Genomic DNA, 11,965 nt, shown 5'->3' on the forward strand with positions numbered 1-11,965 from the left:
AATGCCCCCAAGCCCAGATGGCTTATTCCTTTGGGGCTTCCTTTTGCTCCATGAATTCCGTTGGGGTAACACCGAATAGTTCACGAAATGTTTTACTGAAATATGCGGTGGAATTGAAACCGGTCATATAAGAGACTTCCTTTATGGAATACTTGTTCTCCTTCAATAGTTCGGAAGCATACCTCAAGCGTACCGTACGCATGTAGTGGCTTGGGCTTTTCCCCGTAAGGGAATTTATCTTTCGATAGAGTTGTGAACGGCCAATGCCCAATTCCTTGAGAAGGTCTTCCTGTTTAAAGTCCATATCCCCTACGTTGTCTAAAATGGTTTTCGTTACCTTGTCCAAGAACACCTCGTCCATGTTATTGGAGGTGACCTCACTAGCGGGAAAAATACCACCGATTTCCGAAAACCGCTGTCTAAGTCTCTTTTTTGTTTCCAAAAGATTGTTTATCCGGGCAATGAGGACCCGCGTTACAAAAGGTTTTGACAAATAGCCGTCCGCACCACTGTGATAGCCTTCTATCCTATCATCGTCAAGACTTTTGGCCGTCAACAATAATACGGGAATATGGCAGGTTTCAAATTCATTCTTTAACTTCTTACAAAGCTCGAAGCCATCCATGACGGGCATCATTACATCGCTTATAATAACATCGGGGAAATGCTTTTCGGCCATTTTGAGTCCTTTTTCCCCATTGGCGGCCTGTTTTACCTGATAGAACTCCCTTAGGTCATTGACCAAATGGGTACGCAGCTCTTTATTGTCTTCGACCACCAGTACCGTTGGGCGGTCTTTATCGTCGGGCTGTTCCTGAAAATCTTTGGCGGCCACCAATTCATTGGTCGTCAGCATTTCGTATTCAACGGCCTTCATGGAGTTGATACGGAATTCGTTCTTGATATTTTCCGTTTCCATAGCTTCCTTGTCGAGGTTCAATGGTAGGCGAACCCTAAATTTACTTCCTTTGTCGGCCTGGCTTTCCACCGAAATATCACCACCGTGCATTTCAACCAAGGCTTTGCTAAAGTTCAGTCCGATACCGGTTCCGGTCTTCGAGGGATCTAGATTGTAGAACCTTGAAAAAATGTTCTTCAATTGCACCTTATCAAGTCCTCTACCACTATCCTTAACCACGATCTCTACATAATCGCCCATTTTTTCCCTAGAGAAAAAGAACGAATCATAAGTGGTTACCTTTTGGGTGACCTTGTTGATGGAAACATCGATCGTCCCTTCTGGCGGCGTAAACTTAATGGCGTTGGAAATGAGGTTGGTGATTATTTTTTCCACCTTGTCCAAATCAAAATGGGCCTGTATATTCTTTGCATCGGAAGTAAACGTATAAGCTAGGTCCTTCTGGTCGGCCAGATCTTTAAAGAGCATAAAAATATCTTCACAGAACGCAACGATATTCCCTTTCTCAAGCTGAAGCGGCATCATGCCCACATCCATCTTTCTATAATCCAAGAGCTGGTTCACCAAATGCAATAACCTTCTGGCGCTACGTTGGATCGTCTGTGCCGAGTTCATCATCGGACTTGACTCATTAATGCTCGAAAGTATTTTGTCTACCGGGTTCAAGATCAAGGTCAATGGCGTTCTGAACTCATGGGAAACATTTACAAAAAACTGTAGTTTCATTTGATCCAGTTCGTGCTTTTGGTCTTCCCTTACCTTTTGGGTGTAGTAGTACATAATGGCCCAAATGAGCAAGCCGCCGGCAATGGCATAAATGAGATACATCCACCACGTCTTCCAAAAAGGCGGCAGGATCTCTATGTTCAATTTGGCCGAACCGGCATTCTCCCATTTGCCGTCGACCGAGGCCTTGACCTCAAAGACATAATTTCCAGGTTGTAGGTTGGAATGGTTCACCACCCTATTGTTGCCTATATTGACAAAGTCGTCGTCAAGCCCGTGCATCTTATACGCGTATTGCACTTGTTCCGGATTTTCAAAATACAGGGCTACAAATTCAAAAGAGATGTAGTTTTCATCGTATTTGAGTGTGATGTTCCCTATAGAATCCAAAGCACTGTTGATCAAGACCCGTCCGTTTATGGAATCGCCCTTGACCACCTTTTTGTTATTGAGCTTAAAGCTTGTGATCAGTGGATTTAGCTTTACATCGGCCGGAAGCTTTATATTTTCGGGGTGGAAGATATTGAAGCCATTGATTCCCCCCGCCAATATTCTGCCGTCTTTGGTCTTATGAATCGATTTGGTCTGAAACTCGGAGCCTTGAAGTCCGTCGTGTACATTGAAATTTCTAATCTCATCGGTTTCAGGGTTTAAAAATGAAAGTCCACTTTTTGAGGTAATCCAAAAATTGTGATTATCGTCTTCCTCAAGGCCTACCACTAGATTATTGGGAAGTCCGTCATGTGAAGAATACGATTTTATCCGTTTCAAGGTATCGTCAAGGACAAAGATTCCCGAGTCGGTGCCCAACCAAATATTGCCCTTGTGGTCTTCGGTAATGTAGTTGATCCTATTGCCCTCTACGCCCTCTTCATTGACCCTTTCAAAATCAATTTCCTCCGGTGCAAACTCTTGAAGTTTATCGAGCGCTACTACGTTCAGGCCCAGTGTTGTTCCAATCAACAAGCGCTTTTTGGAATCGACATACAAATACAAGACAATATTGCTCGTCAATCCAATGTCCTTTACGGCCGTATTCTTGTACTTGTAAAACGTGCCCGTTTTGGGATCCAGCAGGTTGAGGCCTTCGGTACGCAGGCCGATCCATATTCTTTTTTCAAAATCTTCAAGGCCCGCCCATACGGAATTCTGGTCTATTGATTTCGGGTCGAACACATTATGCTCGTACCGCGTAAAGATCTCTTTTTCGGGATCAAAACTGTTGAGTCCCCCATCTAGGGTACAGATCCATATTTTGCCATCGGAAGACTCGAAGGTGTACAAAATCTTGGTTGAAGAAAGCGACCGTTCATCGCCGGGGACGTTCCCGTAATGCCGATACGACTCGTTTTTTTCATCGAACAGATCGAGTCCACCATTGTAGGCCCCGAGCCATATCCTCCCCTTGGAATCTTGCAGAACCGACTGTACGATCTTTTCACTTAGTCCGTTCGCCTCGTTGGGTTGGTAGTAATAATGGCCGAAAGAATATTTTGAAGGATCTAATTTGCTCACCCCTTTATCGTAACTCCCGATCCACAAAATGCCATCACGGTCTTCGTATATAATAGACGGTTTATCATTGGCCAAGGAGAAAGGGTCAAAAAGGTTGTTCGTTATCTGCCGGGTTATGGCCTTCTTCTTCTTGTCGTAAAGAAAGATACCATGGCCATCGGTAGACAACCAGAAAACCCCCTTATCATCTTGATAAATATTGCTTACGGGAATATGGGAATCGGCCAAGGAAAGGTGTTGGAATTCATTTTTCTCGCGTATCCAAAATATCATATCCGACATATCGTTCCCTATCAAAAAATCCCCATCGTCGTCAATAAACACCATTTTAGGAATATGGTTGAGCTCATACGGGTTTCCGCTATCGATAAAGACCCTGTCGAAATCGTCTTTAGACCGGTTGTATTCGTTGAGATATTGGCCATCGGTCGTAATCCACAACTCGCCTTCCCTACCCATTACAATGGCATTTACACCATTGGAATCTAAGGACCTATCATTGGTGGTGTCGTTTAAATAGTATGAGAATTTTTCGTTGTGCAGGTTATCGGCATCGGTCAGGTCTATTTTAACCACGCCATTTTCCGTAGCCACCCAAATGGCGTTGCCGACCGCATCGTACTCGACATCGTTTATGATCTTTCTCGGACTGGTTGACAAAGACAATGGCCCATAGAGGTCGATAAGGGTAAACTTATCGGTTTCCTTATTATAGACATTCAGGCCATTATTGGTACCCACCCATAGTTTTCCGTACTTATCTTCGGTGATGGTATTTATTCTATTGTTGCTGATGGAGGTAGTATCGTTTAGCACCGACCTAAAGATTTCAAATTCGTAGCCATTGTATCTATTGAGTCCGTCAATCGTACCAAACCAAAGGAAGCCCTCCCTGTCTTGAAATATTTCGGAACAGGTACTACTGGATAGGCCTTCAGGGGTCTCAAAATTTTCGAATTTTAGGGTATTGAACTGAGCCTCCAATGTAAAGGAGATAAGGAAAAGGAAAAGACAAATATGTTTGGTGATAGGCATGTATGAATTTTACTTTGACAGGTCCGTAAACGGCCCCTTTAGTTAACCGACAAAATCTACGAAAAGATGCGTTAGAACCACACTAAAATCGCCATTAATTTTCAATATTTGGCGAGAATTCCGTTGTTATAAGTTGAGATGGAAGTACGCCTATATTTTTTTCTCATTTAAAGGCTTTTCATACTATGATTCTTCATATTTCCAACGAGCTACCCTCTTAGAAAATTTTGGTAGCGGTGACTCTATCTTCCCATAAAACACCATCGTTTTCCTGATGGTCGATCGATACTAAACAATAGTTTTTTGCAATTGTTTTTTTAGGGTGAAACAAACAACAATTTTATGATGTACACAAAATATTCATAAATTAATCATAAATTAATCAATATTTATTCATAATATTGACAAATCATCATCCACAGCTAATGGTCTCAAAACCCTCTTTAAAAAACCATTCCATAGCGATTGAGCAATCTGAAAATCAAGATTTTTTTGAGATTCTCTACAATTTGTATTACCAAAAGCTATACCTCTTCGCCTTTTCTTATACTTCCTCAAAAGAAGATGCCGAAGAAATAGTCCATGATGTTTTCTTAAAACTTTGGAAAAAACAAGATGATCTTTCTTCCATCTCAAATCTCACGGGTTATATCTATAAAATGACCCGGAACGGTTGCTTGGATTTTTTACGGGCAAAAAAGAATATTCTAGCAATAGAATCCAATATGCTCCAGCAACAAAACCTCCTCAATCTTCATGCCCTATCCGATGATCCTTCTAGTGCTATAATAGAAAAGGAATTAGAATCTCAAATAATAAGGGAAATCAACAAACTACCTGAAAAATGCAGGATGGTATTTATCAAAAGTAGACTAGAGGGCTTACAGCATAAGGAAATCGCCCACGACATGAAAATCTCCACAAAAACTATAGAAAACCATATTTCAAAGGCCTTAAAAAAATTAAAGGTTTGCTTCAAGGATTTTTTCTAGAGTCTGGTTTTTAAACCATCGATATTACCTATCTTCTATAATCCCTTAACCTTCTACCCACCATTTTTAAGCAAACAAGAATACACCTTTCATTATAAACAAGCCTACTGTCGCATATAAGCCCATTGGCGAAACACTACATACCACATTGCCCTATTCTTTATTTATAATATTGAATATCAGATTTTTACATATTATTTTTAAAAAAACACTCATTCGTATAGGGGATGGTCTTGATTTTATCGTCTATGTATAAAAGATGCCCCACTAATATGAACAAAAAGGATATTTTAAGATTGATTGAAGGACATCTTGACGATTCTAAGAAAAAGGAGGTTATAGATTTTTTATTAAAAAACCCTAAAGCACTAAAGGAATTTCAAAGATTAAAAGCCACCCATGTAGCTGCAGCAATTAGAGGAGACAATAAAGTGTCCAACAGAAAAAAACTATATATCAGGGTATTTAAATATGCCGCGGTAGTTTCGATTTTAGCTGCAACTTGGTTTTACTCCAGTTCCCATCTGAACAATGAAATCTCAAATGTTGAAAATGCAATAACCTTAGTTACTACATCTATTGGCGAAAAGAAGAAAGTTGTTCTTTCTGACGGCACGGTTGTTACGGTCAATTCCAACAGTGTTCTCTCATACCCTACCCATTTTATTGGGTCGACGAGAGAAGTAGTTTTAAGAGGGGAGGCATTTTTTGACGTAACCGAGAATAAAGAAGCTCCATTTATAGTAAAGACCAATGAAGGAATGGATATAAAAGTTCTAGGTACAACATTCAATGTAAAATCATATCCAGAAGATTCCAATATAGAAACAACATTGGTCACGGGCAAGGTCGAAGTTGTTGAAAGGGAAGACAACAAAACCGTTTTTTTATATCCGTCGCAAAGGGCCACCTATGTTAAAAATGACGACCAACTGATTATAGATAAAGTAAATACCGAAGAACATGTCTCATGGAAAGATGGTAAACTTATTTATGATGAGACGCCGTTTACAGAAGTAATTAAAGGCTTGGAAAGAATGTACGACGTAAAATTCAAGATTAAATCAAAAGAAATCTTCGACTATAGGTATACGGGTACATTTGACAATTTATCTATAGAAGAGGCCATATACCTACTTGAATTATCATCTCCCATAAACTGTCATTTAAAAGAAAAAAAAGTAGTACTAGACATACAAAAATAAAAAGGGAAAGTGCTGTAACACTTCCCCTTGGGCTATTATTTAGCTTAACTCAGTAAGTAAATAAATAAACTAAACCAAAATTATGAAAAAAAAGACACTTTTTTTTTCAAAAATCCCTCTATTACGGATTATGAAAATTTACATGGTATTAACTTGTATCACTTTGTTCAAAGTTTTTGCATCAGATTTAAATGCCCAAAGTATTTCCCTTGATATTTCTAATGCTAAATTAAAAAGGATTTTAGCAGAAATAGAGAGTAAAAGTGATTACAGTTTTTTCTACAACAGCAGTATTGTCAATGTTGACCGAAGAGCATCGGTTAAAGTAAAGGATGCCTCCCTAAACGATGCGTTAAACCTGTTATTGGCAAATACAGGAATCGGATTCTCCTTTGTACGAGATCAAATCATTTTATTTCCTAAAGACAATATTGAACTCAAGGAAAAAATTGAAAACCTATTACAAAAAAATAAGAATCCGGTAGCACTGACCTCCGCTAAAATTAACGACCTACTAATCTCCAGTTTACAACAAACCATAACAGGTGTTGTTGTGGATAAAGATAACATTCCCGTTCCGGGGGCTAGTGTAATTATAAAAAATACTTCGACAGGAACGGCAACGGACTTTGATGGAAATTTTTCCCTAGAAGCAAATGACAATGCCATTCTTATTGTTAGCTATCTAGGCTATAAGACCCTAGAAGTTCCGGTGAACGGCAGAAAAGAATTGACCATCCGTATCGAGGAAGACGCGGCCCAACTGGAAGAAGTGGTTGTGGTAGGTTATGGTACGCAAAAAAAAGCAACCGTCACCGGTGCCGTTACAGCGGTAAAAGGTGCAGTCTTGGAATCATCCCCGGCAGTCAGTGTTTCAAATGCCTTGGCAGGTCGCTTGCCTGGTGTTGTGATCGTACAGACAAGTGGTGAACCGGGAAATGATGAATCAAATATTACGATACGTGGCACCAACACAATAGGCAACAATTCACCCTTAGTGGTTATTGACGGTATCCCTGATCGTGATGGGGGAATTTCCCGATTGAACGCCTTGGATATCGAGAACATATCTGTTTTAAAAGATGCCTCGGCCGCTATATATGGAGCCCGTGCCGCTAACGGAGCCATCATCGTTACCACAAAACAAGGTAAAAAAGGAAAGGTTTCGGTCACTTATGATGCCGATTTTGGTTATAACCAACCCACCGTAATACCGCAAATGGCAAGTTCGGTCCAATACGCCGACATTGTAAATGAATTGCGTATTTATAACAACATTCCCAGTGCGGAATGGGGAGCCGCATCAACGGCCATTCGAAACACCGGCATTTACGAATCACCAAATAGCGAAGCGGAAGCCAGTGCCGTTTATAGTCCGGAGGATGTAGCGGGATACAAAGCGGGACAAGACGATTACCTATACCCCAACACCGATTGGTTTGGCGATGCGTTCAAGGATTGGGCCTTACAAAGCAGACATAATTTATCTATAAGCGGGGGTGGCGAGAATGTTCAATTCTTTTCTTCCATCGGTTACCAAGACCAAGACGCCTACTATAAAAATTCCGCTAACCGTTACCAACAATACAATTTTAGGATCAATACAACGGCAAGGATTAACGACTATATCAGCACAAAACTAGGTTTTGCCTATAGAAAGGAAGACCGAAAGTTCCCTACCCAATCATCAAATGCCATATTTAGGATGTTGATGAGAGGTCGGCCTACCGAGCCTGCCATATGGCCTACCGGGGAACCAGGCCCCGATATTGAGAACGGACAAAACCCAATCGTAATCGCAACCAACGCCACGGGGTACGACAGCCAACCTACCGACTACCTACAGATAACGGCATCGGTAGACATAGAAATTCCATGGGTAAAAGGTTTAAAAGCCACGCTTTTAACAGGTGTCGACCAAAGCAATGCAAGAAGAAAGTTATGGGAAACCCCTTGGTCTTTATACAGTTTGAACAGAGCCGATTACATCGCCACTGGAAATCCGGTACTTACGGAGAACGTCAAATCCCCGTTTACCGATGCGCGATTAACGCAATCTTCAACCAATATCCTCAATATAAACCTTACCGGTTTACTTTCTTACGATACAACTTTTGGCGACCATACCATTGGTGCACTGGTAGGGGTTACCAACGAAACCTTTAAAGGCGAGAATTTTTTGGCCTATCGTCAAAATTTCATTTCCCCTACCGTAGATCAGCTGTTCGCCGGTGGAAAGGAAGGCCAAATTACCGATGGAAGAGGATACAATAGGACTCGACTAGGGTATTATGGTCGTTTACAGTACAACTATAAAGAAAAGTACTTGGCAGAGTTTATCGGTCGTTATGACGGTTCCTATATATTCTCAAAAGACAATAGGTTCGGCTTCTTCCCTGGTTTTCTAGCGGGTTGGAACATCACCAACGAAGAATGGTTCAATGTAAAGGGAATCGACCTTTTAAAACTAAGAGGTTCCTATGGTCAGATGGGTAACGACCAAGTAGCTTTTGATTCAAACAACGACGGACAAATCGATGCCGACGAACTACAGGAGTATGCCTACCTATCTACCTACAACCTTGGGGAATATCCCATAGGTACCGGTGTCGCAACTACCCTCGAAGAATCCTTGTTGGCCAATCCCAACTTTACATGGGAGCGCGCAAATAACTTAAACGTAGGTCTTGATGGTATCATCTTAAACAGCAGTTTGAGCTTTACACTTGAATATTTCTTGAACAAAAGAAACAAGATCTTGATTCAAGAAACCGGTTCTACCCCTGCATCATCGGGTATCAACAGCTTATTACCTCCTGTCAACCTAGGTGAAGTAAAAAACAGCGGTTATGAATTTAGTCTAACCTACTATGGAGGTAAGCAAGATGGATTCAACTACGACTTTGGTGTCAATGGTGGTTATGCACAAAGTGAAGTGGTAAACTGGGACGACAACCCCGGAGATCCTCAATATCAATTAAAACAAGGAAAGGCAATTTTTGGACATTTGGTCTATATTTCTGATGGGGCTTTTAAAGACCAAGCGGAAATCGATGCCAACACCCTTGATTACAGTCAACTTACCGGGACATTGAAACCAGGTGACATGAAGTTCAAGGATATTAACAACGACGGAAAAATCGACGCGGACGATCAAAAACGATTGGATGAAAGCATTAATCCTACATTCAATTTTGGGATAACGTTCAACGCCGAGTATAAAAACTTCGACTTTTCATTACTTTTCCAAGGTGCTACAGGTGCCTCCGTTCCAATTCAAACAGAATCTGGGGAAATCGGAAACTTTTTGGAATACAGTTACGAGAACAGGTGGTCGATAGATAACCCTAGCAGCGTTCACCCTCGCCTTGCCAATCGTGGGGATACCTATTACACCGGTGGCAATTTTGGCAATAACACCTACTTTCTGTTCGACAAGGATTATATCCGCTTAAAGAATATAAAGCTAGCCTATAATTTCCCATCAAAATTTATCCAGCCTTTGGGGCTATCTAAATTTCAGGTTTATGTCAATGCACTTAACCTGTTCACTTTTGCAAAAAGTGATATTTACGATCCAGAATCAAATTCCGGCGATGGTAGGATTTACCCACAAGCGAGAGTAATCAACACTGGGTTCAGTTTAACTTTTTAAAAAATGATCATGAAAAATATTATATATAAAAGTTACCTTTTAATAGGTATGATGATACTGGCTTCATGTTCTGAAGATTTTTTGGAAACACAGCCGTTAGACAAAGTGTCCGCCGATGCTGCATGGAGTGACCCGGCCTTAGCGGAGGCCGCTATTTTCGGGGCTTACTCATCTTTAGGCTACGGTGGCTTCGAAGACAATGGACTTGCCAATATAACCGACCAATCCCTATTTACCCATGCCGGTAGATTTAACGAGGTTTTCACTCAAGGAACCGAAACCCCTGGGAGCTTAGGTTTTACCAGTGCCACTTATAAATGGGACGATATGTATGCGGCCATCCGCAAAACCAATATGGCCATCGCCAACCTGCCCGAAACCGATTTTGAAGCCGAGGTCAGGGACAAATTATTAGGTGAAGCCTATTTCTTAAGGGCCTATTACTACCAACAATTATGGAGATTTTACGGTGGTGTCCCTTTAATCGAAGTCGCCTACGAACTTAATGAGGACTATAAGGTTCCAAGAAACACTTTTTCCGAAACGGCAGACTTTATCATTGCCGACCTCGATAAGGCCGCGGAATTGTTGGACCAAAAAGAGACCGGACCAGGTAGGGCTTCCAAAATAGCGGCCATGGCCCTAAAGGCCAGGGTACTACTTTATGCCGCAAGTGATTTGCACGATGGCAACAAAGCTTCTGCCGCCTCTGCCGTTTTGGGCGGTTATTCGAACCTAGACCTTATCGCATATACGTCTGGAGACCAAAATGCCAGATGGACGGCTGCGAAAGTTGCCGCAAAAGCCGTAATGGATGCCGCAAGTGGATATAAATTAGATCTAGCGGCCCCCGTGTCCCCTGAAGAAGGGAAACAAAATTACGTCTCTGTTTACCTCGGCGGCAAAAGTACCGTAGGGGATGCCTCGGCGGCCGTAGAGCTTTTGTTTCAACGCGTACACTCGGCCGATTATAAACAAGAAGATGTTTGGCCTTTGGGCGGAATCAATTTTGGCCTGAACAATGGGCCTAACGGATACCATAACTGGTCGACAAACACCCCCCTTCAATTGCTGGTCGACGATTACGAAATGATGGACGGATCTAAGTTTGACTGGGACAACCCCGAGCACGCCAAAGATCCCTATGCGGACAGGGACCCAAGGTTTTATGCGACGATTCTTTATGATGGCGCCGATTGGAAACCACGTCCATCGGACGTTGCTCCTTTAGATCCCGTAAATCAAATACAAACCGGTTATTATGAAGGTGCCGACGGTACCATTAACGGCTTGGATACCCGCTCATCGACGATTGAAAACTGGAACGGTAGCTTTACCGGATATAACCTTAGAAAATTCATCGACCCCAACCCTGCCCTAGCGGACAACCTTTCAAACGCCCAAGAAATACCTTGGCCATTTATACGCTATACCGAAGTTGTATTGAACTATGTAGAGGCCTGTATAGAAACAGGGGAAGAAGGCGAAGCCCTAGCCTGGCTGAACAAAATCAGATATCGTGTAGGCATGCCCGAGGTGACCGATACGGGCGCCGCTTTAGTGGAACGGTATAGAAACGAAAGACGTATTGAACTCGCGTTCGAAGAGCACAGGTACCATGATGCCCGAAGATGGTTGATTCCAGAAGAGACGGTTGGAAGACCCGTGACCGGTATAAACATCAAGGCAACCCTTAAACCTGGCGCCACGCCACACGAACCCTATAAGCACGATAAAGACGTCTACGACTATACCTACAAGGTCGTAAACAATACGGATAAGGAAATTAGGGTGTGGGACGATAAAATGTACTATAGGCCCATAGCCAGGGAGGAAGTGAATAAAAACGATCTACTCATACAAAACCCTGGATACTAGTTATTACTTGAAGTCAATAAAAAAATCTACCCTAGGAATT

Annotated in this window: 5 protein-coding genes; 4 read left to right on the top strand and 1 reads right to left on the bottom strand. The window is 41.9% G+C overall.

The window, feature by feature from the left end; genetic code table 11:
* Nucleotides 1-22: 22 nt before the first annotated feature.
* Nucleotides 23-4,195: a two-component regulator propeller domain-containing protein gene (locus tag B4Q04_RS19605; protein WP_088697793.1), complete on the bottom strand. Its 4,173-nt coding sequence runs from the start codon at nt 4,193-4,195 to the stop codon at nt 23-25.
* Between the two features lie 425 nt (nt 4,196-4,620).
* On the opposite strand from B4Q04_RS19605, the gene B4Q04_RS19610 reads away from it, so the two are divergent.
* From B4Q04_RS19610 to B4Q04_RS19625, 4 genes are all read left to right on the top strand, one after another.
* On the top strand, nt 4,621-5,187 hold the full coding sequence (locus tag B4Q04_RS19610) for an RNA polymerase sigma-70 factor (protein WP_088697794.1): 567 nt from the start codon (nt 4,621-4,623) through the stop codon (nt 5,185-5,187).
* A gap of 272 nt (nt 5,188-5,459) precedes the next feature.
* Complete coding sequence (locus B4Q04_RS19615) at nt 5,460-6,392, top strand: FecR family protein (RefSeq protein WP_161496091.1); 933 nt, start codon at nt 5,460-5,462, stop codon at nt 6,390-6,392.
* Between the two features lie 163 nt (nt 6,393-6,555).
* Entirely contained in the window at nt 6,556-10,047 is a 3,492-nt protein-coding gene (locus tag B4Q04_RS19620) for a SusC/RagA family TonB-linked outer membrane protein (protein WP_161496092.1), read from the top strand.
* 9 nt (nt 10,048-10,056) lie between these two features.
* Nucleotides 10,057-11,925, top strand: a complete 1,869-nt coding sequence (locus B4Q04_RS19625) for a RagB/SusD family nutrient uptake outer membrane protein (protein ID WP_088697813.1) — start codon at nt 10,057-10,059, stop codon at nt 11,923-11,925.
* The last annotated feature ends 40 nt before the right edge of the window (nt 11,926-11,965 follow it).

This window comes from Zobellia sp. OII3 (assembly GCF_002211465.1).
GTDB classification, from domain to species: Bacteria; Bacteroidota; Bacteroidia; order Flavobacteriales; family Flavobacteriaceae; genus Zobellia; species Zobellia galactanivorans.